Source organism: Paenibacillus sp. MER 99-2 (genome assembly GCF_023714095.1).
GTDB lineage: Bacteria > Bacillota > Bacilli > Paenibacillales > Paenibacillaceae > Paenibacillus.
In genome coordinates this window covers 582,770-598,552 of the sequence record NZ_JAMAUZ010000001.1, presented here as the reverse complement: position 1 = coordinate 598,552, position 15,783 = coordinate 582,770, and the positions used below count along the sequence as shown (strand labels likewise).

Genomic DNA, 15,783 nt, shown 5'->3' with positions numbered 1-15,783 from the left:
TTTCGACAAATTCGACACATTTTTTAACCCTTTTGCGTTATGTAACCTTACATCACTTTCACAAAATATCTAAAAAGTCCAAATATAGTAAACAAAATGTAACCAAAACTCATCATTACAAATGCCATACGCCAAACTGCCCGGAACATTCGTCCCCCATCCACTTTACCTTTTAGTCGATTTTGCGCCCCTCCTACCAATCCAAGTGCTATTAGTATGAAAATAAGCGTCAAATAAAAACCAAAATTCGTTTCAAATGTTAAGTTGAATAACGCAGATACAGAGAAAATTAGAAATAACGTTGTAACATCCATCGCTTTTCGAACCGCAACCCGTTTATCCTTTTTCCAAGCATACATAACCCAATAGACAATAATGAAAGGAAAGAAGGGCAGTATACTCAACGTGATAAAAAAGCTCATCAATTCACTCCTTCCGGATGCATACCTTTGATTAAATGCAGCAATGTTTCATGCAACGGAGCAGTCAGTCCACATTGGTGCGCCAAATTTACAACTTGCCCATTAATGGAGTCAATCTCAGTACGGCGTCCTTCCAGAACATCTGCAAGCATTGAGGAGGTATTCGAAGCCGTCGCCTGGCATACGGACAACAGTTGTTCCCAGAGATCTACATCCATCGTAATTCCGTTTTCTTTATATACCCTTGTTGCCTCATCATAGAGCTGGCGCATGACCATGGTGCGTTCTTTATTTTGAAGTAATTGACCATTTGGTACTCGCCAGATTGCCGTAAGTGGATTAATGACTGCATTGATGATCAACTTCCTGTATATCAGCTTATCGATTTGATTCGACACTGTACAGTCAAATCCTGCCTGTTGTATAGTCTGCACCAAACTTATTAGTTCATTCTTCCCTATCTGCACTACAGAACGGGGTGAAGCATCTGCGCTTTGACCAATCCAAGTCTGGCCTTTACCAGCACGAATTACCTCGTTACCTAGTCTTTTTGCTCCTTCTGTAGTTATTGCATTATATATAGTAGCTGTTGGCGTAGCTTTTTGTATTTTCGAGACATGCCCGATCCCATTTTGGAAAGATACAATATTAAGAGGTTCCTGCTCTATCGTACCAATGTCACGAATGAGTTCATCCATTGCTGTCTGCTTCACCATCAGAAGTAACCAATCCCCAGGTGAATGTGCCCATGTCTCGCCCAACTTCTTGATGCAATAGGCCTGAATGTCCCTTCCGCTTATTTGCAGCGCTTCTGCTTCGCTCGGCTCTGTAATTTGCAATCCACGCTCCTTCATGTCGGACGCTTGCTCAGAAGTTCTAGTCCAATATCGCACCTGATAGCCAGCAGCATGTAGTTTACTCCCATATAACAATCCAAGTGATCCTGCGCCTATAATGTCAATAATCATATGACACCTTCCTCTCGCCATTCTCCATTCCTTAGATTATATCTATATATCATAGAACAAAATGGTTAAACAAAAAACCCGCACACACCGCCGTATATAACGGAAATGTGACGGGTTTATCCCTATATCAAAGACTAAGCACGTATCTTTACTACTCAATTCGCTCCAAATTTCCGTTAGCATCCATTTTAAACCGTGTTTTGAGCTCCTCTTCTTCTTCTGACAAAAATGCAAGTCTTCTTGCACGATCCATAATCTGAATCAGTGCCTTGTAATCGTCGTTCACTACACGGTAATCGGTTTGAACTTCATTAACCTGCTTCGATAAACGGTCATTCTCACAGCGAAGCTCATGAAGTTCGTCTTCCTTTTCTCGCAATTCTTTTTCCAGCATTTTAAGCTGACGTCCATTTTCCTGCACAGTGCCTCTCCACTGACGTAAGAAACGGATCACCGCATCGATGGATAGAGTCTCTTCCGAAATTCCATCTGATTTATACAAGGTTTCTTCCGTTTCTAGTGTAGAGAGAGCGGCAACTTGTGGCCCAAGCAATGCAGGCTGTTTTCTAAGATAACTACGTTTCTGGCGTTGCGCTTTAGCATTACTGATGGCAGATTCATACTTTTTCCGCACAAAACTGTTCCAGCGAAATCCGCAAGCGGCAGAGGTTCTGCCAATTTTATCGCCTACTTCCTCAAATGCAGCGAGCTGCGTGCTTCCATCTCGAATATGACGTAACGTAACCTCAGCCAAAATCAAATCGTCCTCTGTACTCCAAGCATCCTGTCTCACTGCAGTCATGCTATAATACCCTCCTAACAACATCCTAAAATAACCGTTCACATCACCGATCTCCCGGCTTGTGAATGAGGTATAAAAGCTGCTTCATTCATTCTTATGCCTCTCATAGAGTTCATAGAATTGATTTCATACTAAAATGTATTTCCACATTTAAGGGCACTCATACGTCACATGTGTAAAAGAAAGCATGATTGAGCCTTTCCGGGCAAAAAAAAGAATTCGCTTTCATATCCAATTTTGTTTACACCTTTTTCCTTTCCCGGTATAATGTTGTGTAGACAATCTATGATCGTACATAGAGAGGAGGACTTACCGTGGCACGCATGTTTCGAGTACTCGGGTTCTTCACACTCACGATTGGCCTGATGGCTTTTGCAGGGAATTTGGTCGAGATGGCCTTGCTTTTTTTCTTGCAGACTGCGTTTTTCGTCATTTTGGGATACCTGAAATTCACCGAAAGAACGTACATATTGCTCTTCTGGGGTTATATGATCGTTACCTTTACGGGGTTCAGTTACTGGACCGTATTCCAAATGGATTTGCCGCTCTAATCCGCCAACAGCAAAAAAGCGATCCAGCTCATACCGGATTGCTTTTTTTGTGTTTCAAAATGGATGACAACTCTGGTGATTGAAGTGCGGTTGAACGCGTTATGTAACCACTAAGGATATTTCACAGGTTTGTTTCATATATTGTTTGGAAGAGAGAAGCCTGTACAATAGATATGAACCAAGGAAAGGAGAATTGATATTGGTGAAACGTCGATATAACATACTTGTTCTATTTATCTTCGTCCTACTTTTTGTCCACCTTACATCGACTTCCGTTTATGCCGATCCCTCTCCTGAGGAAACACGTGAAATATTGCAAAAGAGCTTGTCCATCGTCGAAATCGATAACGAGATAGAGCGTATCGCGCAAAGACAGAATGATTTGGATCAGCAGCAACTTACACTCGCGAGCCAGCTTCAAGAGCAAAAGGAACAAATACATATCCAGCAAGATCGGGCGGGATCGGTTGTACGATCCTATTATACAGGGGAACGTGATAGCCTGCTCATGACCGTTCTTGGCGCGAGATCATTTAAAGATCTATTCATTCTTTACGATTACTATCAGATTATTATTGGCAGAGATCAGGCGGTATTGGATAAGTATCAGGAGAGATATCAAAGCATGCAGCAAACTTCAGCTCGTATTGCTCAAACAACCCAAGAGCTTAATGAACTAAAAACCAATTTACAGAATCAGCGGGAGCGTGTAGTCACCTTACAAAAAGAAGTGGATGGGCAAGTTGCAGCGAGCGGTAATGCAGACGCCATTCAAAAGCTAATGAACGAACTTACGATCTATTGGGAGAATATCGGGATATATGAGGTTAAACGTTATTTCAAAGCTTTGGCATCAGCCATGCAAAATCTACCCGACTTTATTCAAAATCAAAATGGTGGAATTTCTACAACGGGAACAACCTATACCATTCGAATTGGACAGAATGAGCTTAATCAATTTTTACGTGAGCAGAATTCTATTTTTAATGATTTTGCTTTTCAATTTGAAGAAGATCGAATTACAGCTTCGGGTAAACGTGACCAATTAGAGTTAAGCATTGAAGGTCATTATACCGTGGAGAACGAGCCCCAGAATTCCATTCGATTCCATGTTGATAAACTTGTATTTAACCAATTGGAGCTGCCTGATACAACACGAAGGATGCTGGAAAAGGAGTTCGACCTCGGATTTTACCCACAGAAAATCCTTTCTTTCGTGAGGGCTACAGAAGTATCTACGAGCGAAGGTGTGCTTGAAGTGAAATTAGCAATCTCATTTTGATTCATTTGGATAAGCCTCGTAATTCAACAATACTGTTCATGTACTGAATCGCTGAGATCTGGCCTTGGATAAATTGCTTTATCTTCTGTTGAACCTTTCCAGTGGGCACATAGGTTATCTCAGCTTCGGATGATGCAGGCTTTGTAGCAAACAGAGCTTTAACGTCCATTTTGTCAAAAAGTGAAGCCAATTTGCCAGACTGAGCATTCATCTCCTCTTGTTTGGCTGGCAAATAATGCGCTTGTTGAAACCATTCGGACTGTACTGAAGCGGAAGTCATGCCTTCAATCCACCGACTGGCTCCATCTGTCTCAGAAGAACCTGTTGTAATGACAAAGCTTCGCGACTTAACAGGCATCAGAGCTGTAAGCGCTATCTGCTTTAATGAGCCCGTGTTCTGCATTATTATCTTATTCTCATCAAGAAATCTGGATAATGACATGACGGTCATCGGAACCTCATTTTGTTGAAGTTCTCCTGAAAATTCAGCATTCCCTGCTTCCAGCTGCAGGTGTGGTTGGATCTGCTCTATTAGCTGTAACTCCTGTTGATAATCCCCCTCTAAAAGACTCCCCTGTTCAGCATTCAACATCCGTTCTGTCGCAAGCCCAGGTTCAAAATGATTTAACCACGCACTTGTTGCATAGATATCATTGCTGTCAATCGATAACAGCTTCGTCCCCGCGCCACTCGTCTGCTGTATAAGTTTAATCCATTGATCTTCCCGTTGTGGCAATGTGTCTAGACCCACTTTAGTAAGAAATGCAGAACGCGCCGCAAGCACATAAGTGTCAAAATCAAACGGCATTGCCCATTGGTAGCCATTCCATTCTGTCATTTCCCGCAATGGAATTATGGTTTCTCCAAGTGACTTCGATAACGTAGTCCCATTCAGAGGGTACAAATATCCTCTTTTGGCATAATCCTGAACCTCGTTACTATCAAGCAGAATTACATCTCCACTGTCCCCAACCGCAAACTCTGAATCAAGCACACTCTCGAATGTATCCTGCTCCACATTACGCAACTGTATTTCTACACGAGTTGTAGCTGCAACTTGATTCGCTATCGTTTCAAACACAAGAAAATCCTCTGAAGGCATGGAAACAACAATTTCGACTGGCGCATGCTGATCCTCCCCACGGGATGTTTGATTTGGAAACGTAGTACGATCTGGATTACGCTCTTCGCTCGATTGTGATCCACCAAAATCAAAGCTTGGAGAAAGTATAGTTAATGAAAGCAGCAACACTGCAAACAATACAATTTGATGTCTCCGCTTCATTACCTCTCCTCCTTGCTTCCTAATTATTTCCTGCGATGTCCATTGTAACAAATTCATAGTGCTCTTGTCCTACTCTGCCTAAAAACTGTTTTTCTAACTTTTGCATAATTTGAGCATATCGAGTTCTGAACATTATGCGCTGTTCCTTTTTTTCGCAATAAAAACCGGCTCAAAAGAGCCGGTTTTGCTAGAAACATTTTCCGGGAAATAACCACTTCTGTATTCACATGAATCACAACAAATCTGCCGCTAATTGAGCAAGCTTGGAACGTTCTCCTTTTTCGAGCATAATATGTCCGCTGATTCCTTCTTGTTTGAATCTCTCCACAATATAGGTTAGGCCATTACTCGCCGAATCCAGATAAGGATGATCAATCTGCTCAGGGTCACCCATCAGAATGATTTTACTGCCTTCACCAACCCTTGATACAATCGTCTTTACTTCATGACGGGAGAGGTTCTGCGCTTCATCTATGATAATAAATTGTCCTGGTATGGAGCGCCCACGGATATACGTGAGGGCTTCAACCTGAATACTGCCCAGACCCATCAGGATTTTATCAATATCTCCTGCTTTTTTGGTATCGAACAGAAACTCCAGGTTATCATAGATCGGTTGCATCCACGGGCGTAGCTTCTCTTCTTTCTCCCCTGGTAGATACCCAATATCTTTTCCCATCGGAACGACAGGGCGAGCAATCAATAGCTTTTTATATTTATGATCATCTTCTACTTTTAACAGTCCAGCCGCCAGTGCCAATAAGGTTTTGCCTGTTCCTGCTTTTCCCGTTATTGTCACGAGAGGGATATCATCGTTCAGCAATAGCTCAAGAGCCATGCGTTGTTGTGCATTACGTGCACTAATTCCCCACACATTATCATTACTAAGAAAAAGCGGCTCAAGCTTGGTACCCTCTGTATTTACCTTGAGCAAAGCTGATTTATTCGTACCCATCTCATCTTTGAGAATAACAAATTCATTGGGATAGAGTGAATAGGATAGCTGCAATGGTTTGATCGGAAGAAAGCGATATGTGTAGAACTCATCAATAACGGATGGGTGCACCTTCAAGGCTGTATACCCGGGATATAACTCGTTCAGCCCAGCTGTCCGATCTGATAGGTAATCTTGTGTAACCAGACCAAGGACATCGGCTTTGATCCGAACAAGAACATCTTTACTAACCAGAACGACCTGTCGTTCCGCAACCTCTTTTTCATTTTCTTCAATCTGATAATTCACAGCAACAGCCAAAATACGATTATCATTGGATACTTCTCCAAACATCTCCTGTACCTTTACGAAACTGCGATGATTCAACTCTACTTTTAGGTTCCCTCCATTGGCAAGAGGCACACCACTATGCAAATGCCCTAGCTCACGTAGTCCATCGAGAAGCCTTGATACGTTGCGGGCATTGCGGCCTATTTCATCGGCATTTCTTTTCTTGGAGTCGATCTCCTCCAGTACAACCGCGGGAATGATTACCTCATGTTCCTCAAAGGCAAATATGGCATTGGGGTCATGCAGAAGCACGTTGGTATCCAATACAAAAATCTTTTTCATTCAATCCCCTCCAAAGCGGCGTCGTTAAAGGCATGGATAAGTGCGATCTTTCAGCAGCGGCATGGACAATCATGCTCCCATACATAAATGTATTCGACTAGGACAAAATAATTGTCAACCATTCTGAAAAACTCCAAGAAAGGATGAACATTTATGAAATTTGGGATATGCACGCTGCTTCTGATCTTTATACTTACAGGCTGTAACAGTGCTTCGCATAACGCTTCACAGCAGCAAGGTCAGCATGCTAAAGGTTATGGAGGTAATGTTACAACTCAGCAAGATCGGATGAGAGGATCTCATATGCTGGACGCACAGGATGATCTTAGAAATCCTACAGGACTTGAACCAGTTCCTGAAAATACAGGTGAAGTCCATGATACAAATATCGTAGATGATGCACAAACAGGCCGGATGCCTAATGATCAACGAATTCTTCACCTTAAAACACTCGCCAAACAAGTGGAAGGTGTGGAGGATGCCAATTGTGTCATCCTAGGTAATACTGCAGTAGTCGGTATCGATGTTGATGGTGAGCTTGAACGTGCACGCGTAGGAACCATCAAATATGCTGTTGCTGAGGCTCTTCGTAAAGACCCTGAAGGTGTAGATTCTATTGTTACGGCCGATGCGGATGTCACTGAACGAATCAAAGAAATTGGTGAGCATATCCGTCAAGGACACCCGATCTCCGGTTTTGCCTCCGAGCTTGCTGATATGGTGGGACGAATCATCCCACAGCTGCCAAAAGACGTACAGGTTCGACAAAATCCTGATGAACAAAACGAGCAGGAACCACAGATGCAGCAACATCAGCAACATCAATCCAATGACAAAAGACAACAAAAAGCCCAGTGATCTCTCACTAGGCTTTTTTCATCGCAGTAAAAACCTGCTCATCTAATTTTTCAGCAGCACGCTGATCGTATATTTTGACATATTGAGGCACGGAAGATAACTGAGCTCCATAAAACAAGGCATTCCTCACAGCTTCAATTGAAATGTCGAAGCAGCACATATTAAATGGAACATCCTGTAACGGATCTTGTCGCACCGACGCACGGCCGTTAATGGCATACACCATTTCTTCTCCAAATACAGTGACAGTTATCAATGGATTATGCTGCATATTCTTCACGAGACGTGAACGATGATCCAGCGCAACACGAAGAGTCGAAGCATTCTCCGCATAAATCCATGAGATCGCAGTAGATGTAGGGCCTCCGAATTCCAGATCAACGGTGTTCAGGAGGACAAATGTCTCATGTTTGAACTGTTGCAAAAGAGATTCAGTTAATTGTGTGACGGCTTCGGACATTCAACCAGCCCCCTAATCTTCTTTAGGCAAGACTTGCTTCACTGCTTAAGTCATTATAGCATACCGCCAAGCTTGCTTCCAATCCCCAAAGAAGGAGAGGTTATTCTGCTGCTGGAGACGCAGTTACTTTACCGGATAACGTATCCTGCAAAGCTTGCTTCGCATTCGCCAGCTCCGTCTCATTGATATATACATATGGACTTCTCCACTCACCTGTCACAGGTGTATAGTGTACATCCGATTTAGAAATGTCCCAATACGTAGAAATAAAATTCTTCATTTGTTCCGATTCCACATCTGTAGTCATATTGTCACCCACTGCCCCAATAACCTTACCGATTTTGGTTACACCACCCAGTGACTTCATCTGATCCAGCATGGAATTCAGCACTTGGTTTTGGCGTTTATTTCGGTCAAAATCGTTAGATTCTTGTGTTTTGGGATCACAATTGGATTTACGGTAACGGACAAAATCAAGTGCTTCTTTACCGTCCAAATGCTGCGGACCTGCAATCAGATTAATATCCGTACCATCTGCTGTATCTCGGTAACACATATTTTTATCAACAGTTACGTCTACACCACCAACCGCATTAACTACATCGCGGAAAGCTTGGAAATTCAGGACGGTGGTGTAATTGATATCCACACCCAGATACTTGCCCATCATTTCTTTCATCTGATCTTCTGCTTTTTTACCGGAGTTTTTTTCCTGTGCCTTAAATCTTGGATAGTATGAGTTCAATTTATTCGATTTATATCCATCTAGCACAATTCGTGTATCCCGTGGGAGCGACACAATCGTTGCCGTTTTGGTCTCGGGATTCATGGAAGCCACCATCACTACATCGGATAGGTAGGTTCCTGTCTCAGGACGATTATCCGTACCTAATAATAACATCGTAATTGGTTTGGTTTTGGCTGACATGCCTGGAGGTACCGGTTTATCAATACCTGTATCCGCTACTTGATTATAGACCCAATAAATATATCCAGCGCCCACCAATATACCGATGACTAACAGGCTGAGTACAATCTTCGCAAATGCTCGCAACCCTTTTCTCTTTTTCTTCGGTTGACCCTTGCTATTCTTCGATCCAGAAGTACTTGATTTCGTCGGTGCCTGTCTCCGTGGAGGTAAGCCGTTTGAATTCATATCTTCAACACCTTTTTCACATCTGTTTTTTGTCTAAATAAAAGACAACCGCTTTCCCGAGGGAAAACGGATGGATTGTACAAGACAACATTTATGAGTTTCGTGCGGAAGTTTCCGCCTTTTTCTTTTGTCGACCTTCAATAAAATAGCGCACTCGTACTAACAACATCAAACCAACCGCTACCAGCAAACATTGAATGATGGGAAGCTTATCGATCTGAAAAATAAGAAGCATGAATGTGCCCATCGCCATCAACAGATAGAGGAAAATTTCCTTAACGAGTGGTAACTTCTGACGTACCCGAAACACCTTATTGTATACGTAAGTTATTAGCACAAAGATGACGATATAGGCTACGATCGGGTGTGATGCGAACCATGCTTGCATGTTAAGGCATCTCCTTTCGTGATCATGCTTGTATAAGTAAATTGGTTGATGAAACAACACTGCCAAGTTGATTACAAAACCGTCGTATGAGACCGTTCCGGATTCGGATCGTTCTTTCGATCGCTGTTATCTCCAGATTTTTTGATCCATTTACCCAATGGGAAATCCGGAGATAAAGGCGAACGCTTTGCTTCTTCAGAATCGATTCCGTTCCCTCCACTACTTATGCTGTATCAACCTAAGTAACAGTTGGAAAACATCAAACGTTAACTTATACATTCTATTTTTTGTTAGTTATGATTAAGCGTTATTTTGAGCCATTTTGCGTTGTTTTTCTGCACGCTCACGCTCGGATTTGTTCAGAAGTTTCTTACGAAGACGAATGGATTTCGGCGTGATTTCACAGTACTCGTCATCGTTCAAATATTCAAGCGCCTGTTCCAATGAGAAGATAATCGGCGTTTTAATTTTAACCGTATCATCTTTACCAGCAGAACGAACGTTACTCAGTTGTTTTTCTTTACAGATGTTAACTACGATATCATTGTCACGTGTATGCTCACCAACAATCATACCTTCGTAAATTTCTGTTCCTGGCTCAAGGAAGAGCGTACCACGATCCTCAACACCCATCATTCCGTAGAACGTAGATGTACCCGTTTCAGTTGAGATCAGTACACCTTGGTGACGTCCACCCACTTGACCGGATACCACTGGAGCATAGCTGTCAAATGCATGGTTCATTACGCCATAACCACGAGTCAATGTCAGGAAGTTGGTGCTGTATCCAATCAAACCACGTGCAGGAATCAGGAACTCCAGACGTACTTGACCAGTACCATTGTTGATCATGTTAACCATCTCTGCTTTACGTGCGCCCAGGCTCTCCATGACGGAACCCATGCTTTCTTCAGGGATATCAATCAACAAGCGCTCAAGAGGTTCCATTTTCTTACCGTCGATTTCCTTAACGATAACTTCTGGTTTGGAAACTTGAAGCTCATATCCTTCACGACGCATATTTTCAATCAGGATACCCAGGTGAAGCTCACCACGTCCGGAAACGATAAATGCATCAGGGCTCTCTGTTTCATCAACACGAAGAGATACGTCTGTTTCCAATTCTTTCAACAAACGCTCGCGCAGTTTACGGGATGTTACCCATTTACCTTCGCGGCCTGCGAATGGACTGTTGTTTACGAGGAATGTCATTTGCAGTGTTGGCTCATCAATTTTCAGAACCGGCAAAGCTTCAGGGTTGTTCGGATCAGCAATCGTTTCACCGATGTTGATATCCTTAATACCCGCGATCGCAACGATGTCACCTGCGCCAGCTTCCTCTGTCTCCACACGTTTCAGACCTTGGAAACCAAACAGTTTCTCGATACGAGCTGTTTTGCTTTTGCCATCACGCATAATAACAGTAACGGATTGGCCTTGACGAATCACACCACGGTTTACACGACCGATAGCGATACGTCCGAGGTATTCATTGTAGTCCATCAGAGTTACGAGGAATTGCAGTGGCTCTTCAACGTTCTCTGTTGGATGAGGGATATGACTTACGATGGTATCGTAGATCGCCATCATGTTGTCATCTTGTTTGGCAGGATCGTCTTCCATGCTGGATGTTCCGTTCAATGCGGAAGCATATACAACAGGGAATTCAAGTTGTTGATCGTTGGCACCCAGTTCGATGAACAGGTCAAGTACTTCATCAATAACCTCAGCCGGACGAGCCGCTGGACGGTCAATTTTGTTTACAATAACGATTGGAGTCAGGTTATGCTCAAGTGCTTTACGAAGTACGAACTTCGTTTGTGGCATACAGCCCTCATAAGCATCAACAACGAGCAATACGCCGTCAACCATTTTCATGATACGTTCTACTTCACCACCGAAGTCGGCGTGACCAGGTGTATCTACAATGTTGATCAGGAAATCTTTATAAGTTATAGCCGTGTTTTTGGCCAAAATCGTAATACCGCGTTCACGCTCCAAATCGTTGGAGTCCATTGCGCGCTCCTGTACCGTCTCGTGATCACGGAATGTACCGGATTGCTGGAGCAACTTGTCGACGAGTGTCGTTTTCCCGTGGTCGACGTGGGCAATAATCGCAATATTGCGAATGTGTTCTCTTGAATGCATGGTTTGTATCCATATCCTTTCCAATTTCAATTCTTATCTTATCTACTAAACTTCCCGCAAAATCGCAGGTTACTCACAAAATAAGCGTCGGTGATAACCCGACGCATGTCTATATCCCTTATATTATAGTTTATCATAGGTAAAAATCAAGATATTTCGCTTGAAATCAGCACTGAGATTATTACCAGCCCTTACCGCGACGTCCCCGTCCTAGTAATAACCACACTCCACCTAAGATCAACAGGACAGCAAGTACGTAGACGATCCCTGTCTGAAGCAAGGTAAATCCGAGCAATATGACAGCTACTGCACCTATAATCATTCCAGCAGGTAACACATACTCAGGTCTTCGACGTTCAGCTAGTCCGTATTCTAATAAACCTACAGCAACACCTAACAGAAGAACCGGCCACAACCTTGCCATCAGTCCCGTTCCCCATGTGTTCGTTATGCCGAACAACAAGCCGTATACCGTTAGAATTCCCGCAGGAACAAGTGACCACGAAGGCGAGAGTCGTGCATAATACAGCGCATGAAGAGCAATACCCGGAAGAAGGATCAACAACGGCCAGAAATGGCGCCCAATGAATCCAAACACCCCTAGTTTACCGAGCAAAATAATCACACCTGCAACAACTATAAAAATCCCGATTGCTTTTTCATTTCTCATTCTCATTTTCTGCAAGTCACCTCTTATCCCATTTGGCTATGTATCTCGCCTGGCTAACATACAGTCTTTTTTCGCGATGCCAGACATGCATCTATAGTATCTAGTGTAGCTGAAGTTTCGGCAAAAAACTATCCTTTATGTCATACGCTGCGGCGACTCCATATTGTTGGTTCTCTGATGTCATTCGATGATAGGCATATACTTCCTATTCTTCTCAGCAACCTTCTTGAGCAAACCAAATTCAACAAAAAAACCGCTCTAACCCGAGCGGCTTGGACTTCTTCGGAGATGTGCGATCCACTTTTACAGAAAGTATATTTAAATGTTTCGCCTTACAAACTTATTTGCTCCTCCAACAGCAAGAACTAGACAAGCCATGGCTACTGGGAGCAGCGTATGTGCTTCGGTTGTCATTCCGTTTAACCACTGCCCAAGCTTCGGATCGTTCATCACCATCTCACCGGCTGTAAAAGCCAAAATTCCAGAACCGACAAACACCAAGATCGGGTATCGCTTCAACAGTCCCACGATCAGACCACTTCCCCATACAACGATAGGAATGCTAATGGCAATACCAATAACGATCAGCGCCAGATCACCTTTGGCTAATGCAGCAATGGCCAGAACGTTATCTAAACTCATGACAAAGTCAGCGATCAAAATCGTTTGAATCGCTTTCCACGTCGTCTTTGCTTCACGAATATGTACCGCATCCTCATCCTGAAGCAATAGCTTCATGGCAATCCAGAACAACATCAGTCCACCAGCAGCTTGAATGAAAGGAATCCCCAGCAATAAAACGGCGGCAAAGGTCAATACACAGCGTAATACTACCGCTCCAAATGCCCCCCACCACACGGCTTGCTTACGCTGCCTCACAGGTAGATCCTTACTAGCAAGCGCAATGACAACCGCATTATCTCCACTCAAAACCAGATTGATCATTAATATTTCCGTCAACAGCCATAAAGTATCCATAATCATCCCCCCACTCTAACTTGTATGTCAAAGTTGTCCATGCTATTCTTATCGATTGAACAAGCTTATTTTAGACAGGCAGGTAAATGAAGGAGTGACAGCAAATGGACATATTTAGCGCTGTTTTTTGGATTGCTTTAGTTAAAATTGTATTTATTGATCTCATGTTAGCCGGGGACAATGCCATCGTCATTGGTTTAGCTGCACGTAATCTCCATCCCTCAGTGCAGAAAAAAGCGATCCTATACGGAACAGCAGGTGCACTCCTCATACGAATTGTAGCAACCGTCGTTGTACTCTGGCTCCTTAAAGTGCCTTGGTTGCTCCTAGCTGGAGGCGTGCTTCTCGTCTGGATTGCCTATAAATTGTTAGCAGATCAAGGAGAAGAGCACAGCGATATCAAAGCAGGTAACTCGCTGTGGGTTGCAGTACGCACCATTGTTATCGCAGATGCAGCCATGGGACTGGATAATGTCATTGCTGTCGCTGGCGCAGCCGAGCAGCATCTCCTACTCGTTATCCTTGGACTTCTTATTAGCGTACCTATTATCGTGTGGGGCAGCACGCTGTTCATTAAGCTGATTAATCGTTTTCCATGGATTATCTATCTTGGCGCGATTGTCTTAGGTTACACCGCTACCAACATGATTACAGAGGAACATCAGCTTGTTCCTTTCTTCACTGAGCATCCGGCACTGCGGATATTGTTCATCATTCTTGTCGTTGCTGGCGTTGTTTTGGCAGGGTACCGGAAACGTGTAAGTCATGACCGAGCAGCCAAAAAGCACGAGCGATCCTATTCGTAAAAAGGATTGCGATAATCGAATTAATCAGCTCTGCTGAACAATTTAAATGCTATTATTTTCAAAAAAAAGGACTGATCGATTAATGTCGACCAGTCCTTTTTCTGTTTAACTTTGTCATGTTTTAAGATGCGGGTAAACATATTCCTTGTTATGTCTTTCCAACCACATAAGATCATTATGATGATTAGACGATTAACTTGTTAAAACCAGTCTTCTTTGATTTCAGAGTCGTCACTAGAACTCGCTCCAGTCACAGGTTCACCTGCATGTAAAACAATCGTTTCGGTCTGCGCTACGGCTTCATCAACCCATGCGGGCAGATGACTCATCGTCGCCTCAATTTTATCCACAATGCGTAGGTTAGGATTCGTCGTTGGCGATTTTGGCACAAACAGGGTACAACAGTCCTCATAAGGCAAAATGGAGATGTCATACGTTCCAATTTGCTTGGATAGCGTAATAATTTCCTGTTTATCCATCATGACTAGTGGTCGCAGCAACGGTAGTTCCGTTGCACGCCCAATCACGTTCATGCTGGGAAGTGTCTGACTGGCAACCTGCCCCAAGCTATCGCCTGTAATCAAAGCAAGCGCACGTTCACGTTCAGCCAATTTGGTTGCAATCCGTAACATAGAGCGCCGCATCAGTGTAATAATTAAGTTGTCCTGTCCGAGCTGCGTGAATGCCGTCTGTATTTCGGTAAACGGAACAAGATGCAGCTTAATTGTACCCGCATGATCCGCGAGTGCACGGGCAAGGTCGATGACTTTCTCCTTCGCGCGCTGGCTTGTGAACGGATAGCTGTAGAAGTGTACACATTCTACTTCGAGTCCCCGACGCATCGAAGACCAAGCTGCCACAGGACTATCGATACCACCGGACAACAGAAGCATCGCTTTTCCGTTTGTACCTAATGGGAATCCTCCTACAGCAGGTATTACTTCATTGAAAATATAAGTGCCCTGCTCACGAATCTCTACGCGCAGCTCGATATCTGGCTCACGCACATCCACGCTTAGATCCTGAAAAGTTCTAAGGATAGGAGATCCCACCATATGGTTCATCTCATGCGAGGAATACGGGAACTCTTTCCATACACGGCGAGCATTTACTTTGAAAGTCATACCGCCTTCGAACTCGTGCTTTCTCTCCTCCATAAAAGCAACCGAAGTCTCCACAATGGCATCCCGCTCAGAAGGAGTCACTTTAACCGGACTGATCGACATCACGCCGAAAACTCTCTTCAATACCTTGATCATATCCGTATAGGATTCATTACCGAGATCCACATACAGACGACCAAACTCTTTTCGCAAACTCGCAGTTGGGTAAGGCTTGAGCAAGGAACGTACTTGAGTAATGATCGTTTTCTCGAAACGTGCACGATTTTTGCCTTTTAACATAAACTCTCCAAAACGGAGAAGTAACATATCGTATTTCAT

Annotated in this window: 16 protein-coding genes; 4 read left to right on the top strand and 12 right to left on the bottom strand. The window is 43.5% G+C overall.

The genetic code is table 11. From position 1 onward, the window contains the following. Positions 1-47: 47 nt before the first annotated feature. The 3 genes from M3636_RS02680 to M3636_RS02670 form a co-directional block, all read right to left on the bottom strand. Complete coding sequence (locus M3636_RS02680) at positions 48-422, bottom strand: DUF3397 domain-containing protein (RefSeq protein ID WP_128102865.1); 375 nt, start codon at positions 420-422, stop codon at positions 48-50. Next, positions 422-1,390: a ketopantoate reductase family protein gene (locus M3636_RS02675; protein ID WP_251381222.1), complete on the bottom strand. Its 969-nt coding sequence runs from the start codon at positions 1,388-1,390 to the stop codon at positions 422-424. Before M3636_RS02675 ends, M3636_RS02680 begins: the two co-directional genes overlap by 1 nt. Positions 1,391-1,541: 151 nt before the next feature. Beyond that, the gene (locus tag M3636_RS02670; protein WP_128102867.1) at positions 1,542-2,192 is read right to left on the bottom strand and encodes an RsfA family transcriptional regulator; all 651 of its coding nucleotides are present in this window, start codon (positions 2,190-2,192) and stop codon (positions 1,542-1,544) included. Positions 2,193-2,506: 314 nt separating this feature from the next. Between M3636_RS02670 and M3636_RS02665 the strand changes: the two genes are divergently transcribed. Both M3636_RS02665 and M3636_RS02660 read left to right on the top strand, forming a co-directional pair. Continuing rightward, positions 2,507-2,743 (top strand): DUF2626 domain-containing protein, encoded by a 237-nt coding sequence (locus M3636_RS02665; RefSeq protein WP_056696109.1) that lies wholly within the window; start codon positions 2,507-2,509, stop codon positions 2,741-2,743. A gap of 202 nt (positions 2,744-2,945) precedes the next feature. Then, a complete protein-coding gene (locus M3636_RS02660; RefSeq protein WP_251382471.1) occupies positions 2,946-4,025 on the top strand; it encodes a coiled-coil domain-containing protein in 1,080 nt (359 codons plus the stop codon). A gap of 1 nt (position 4,026) precedes the next feature. Here the strand turns inward: M3636_RS02660 and M3636_RS02655 are convergent, their stop codons facing one another. Continuing rightward, positions 4,027-5,310 carry an extracellular solute-binding protein gene (locus tag M3636_RS02655; RefSeq protein WP_251381221.1) on the bottom strand — a complete coding sequence of 428 codons (1,284 nt, stop codon included), beginning with the start codon at positions 5,308-5,310 and terminating at the stop codon, positions 4,027-4,029. A gap of 232 nt (positions 5,311-5,542) precedes the next feature. Continuing rightward, complete coding sequence (locus M3636_RS02650; RefSeq protein WP_128102871.1) at positions 5,543-6,877, bottom strand: PhoH family protein; 1,335 nt, start codon at positions 6,875-6,877, stop codon at positions 5,543-5,545. Between the two features lie 153 nt (positions 6,878-7,030). Here M3636_RS02650 and M3636_RS02645 point away from each other — a divergent pair, with 153 nt between their 5' ends. Beyond that, positions 7,031-7,735: a YhcN/YlaJ family sporulation lipoprotein gene (locus M3636_RS02645; protein ID WP_251381220.1), complete on the top strand. Its 705-nt coding sequence runs from the start codon at positions 7,031-7,033 to the stop codon at positions 7,733-7,735. A 7-nt stretch (positions 7,736-7,742) separates the two neighbouring features. Here the strand turns inward: M3636_RS02645 and M3636_RS02640 are convergent, their stop codons facing one another. The 6 genes from M3636_RS02640 to M3636_RS02615 form a co-directional block, all read right to left on the bottom strand. Beyond that, positions 7,743-8,195 (bottom strand): pyridoxamine 5'-phosphate oxidase family protein, encoded by a 453-nt coding sequence (locus M3636_RS02640; RefSeq protein WP_251381219.1) that lies wholly within the window; start codon positions 8,193-8,195, stop codon positions 7,743-7,745. Between the two features lie 100 nt (positions 8,196-8,295). After that, positions 8,296-9,351, bottom strand: coding sequence for an LCP family protein (locus M3636_RS02635; protein ID WP_251381218.1), 1,056 nt, complete (start codon positions 9,349-9,351; stop codon positions 8,296-8,298). Between the two features lie 91 nt (positions 9,352-9,442). Beyond that, positions 9,443-9,739 carry a YlaH-like family protein gene (locus tag M3636_RS02630; protein ID WP_128102874.1) on the bottom strand — a complete coding sequence of 99 codons (297 nt, stop codon included), beginning with the start codon at positions 9,737-9,739 and terminating at the stop codon, positions 9,443-9,445. A 300-nt stretch (positions 9,740-10,039) separates the two neighbouring features. Further along, a complete protein-coding gene (gene typA / locus M3636_RS02625) occupies positions 10,040-11,887 on the bottom strand; it encodes a translational GTPase TypA (protein ID WP_128102875.1) in 1,848 nt (615 codons plus the stop codon). A gap of 181 nt (positions 11,888-12,068) precedes the next feature. After that, positions 12,069-12,563 carry a hypothetical protein gene (locus tag M3636_RS02620; protein ID WP_251381217.1) on the bottom strand — a complete coding sequence of 165 codons (495 nt, stop codon included), beginning with the start codon at positions 12,561-12,563 and terminating at the stop codon, positions 12,069-12,071. A gap of 312 nt (positions 12,564-12,875) precedes the next feature. Continuing rightward, positions 12,876-13,535: a TerC family protein gene (locus M3636_RS02615; protein ID WP_251381216.1), complete on the bottom strand. Its 660-nt coding sequence runs from the start codon at positions 13,533-13,535 to the stop codon at positions 12,876-12,878. 104 nt (positions 13,536-13,639) lie between these two features. On the opposite strand from M3636_RS02615, the gene M3636_RS02610 reads away from it, so the two are divergent. Further along, a complete protein-coding gene (locus tag M3636_RS02610; RefSeq protein WP_128102878.1) occupies positions 13,640-14,341 on the top strand; it encodes a TerC family protein in 702 nt (233 codons plus the stop codon). A gap of 200 nt (positions 14,342-14,541) precedes the next feature. On the opposite strand, the gene thiI is transcribed toward M3636_RS02610, so the two are convergent. Further along, entirely contained in the window at positions 14,542-15,783 is a 1,242-nt protein-coding gene (gene thiI, locus M3636_RS02605; protein ID WP_251381215.1) for a tRNA uracil 4-sulfurtransferase ThiI, read from the bottom strand.